At 67.1% G+C, this 447-nt stretch carries 1 protein-coding gene; it reads right to left on the bottom strand.

Annotated features, from left to right (window positions below):
- On the bottom strand, positions 1-447 hold a 447-nt coding region (locus AC5RT3_RS20660; RefSeq protein ID WP_494125115.1), incomplete at both ends, for a lipoyl synthase.

Below are 447 nucleotides of genomic sequence, written 5' to 3' on the forward strand. Positions count from 1 at the left end.
GCTGGCGGCTTCCTGGCGGGTGGTGCCGGAGTCCTGGATGCCGTCGGCGATGTGGGCGAGTTCGGCGGGGATGTCGCGGCCTTTTTTGCGCATGGCGGTGGCCCAGAGCCGGCCGGCGCGGTAGGAGGAGCGGACCAGGGGCCCGGACATGACGCCGAGGAAGCCGATGTCTTCGGCTTCGTGCTGGAGGTCCAGGAATTCCTGCGGTTTGACCCAGCGGTCCACGGGCAGGTGCCGCTCACTGGGGCGCAGGTACTGGGTGATGGTGATCAGGTCGCAGCCGGCCTGGTGGAGGTCGCGGAGGGCTTCACTGATTTCTTCGCGGGTTTCGCCCATGCCCAGGATGAGGTTGGATTTGGTGACCATGCCCTGGTTCCGGCCCTGGGTGATGACGTCCAGGGAGCGTTCGTAGCGGAACGCGGGGCGGATGCGCTTGAAGATCCTGGG

The sequence above is a fragment of the Arthrobacter sp. Y3221159 genome (assembly GCF_059089885.1).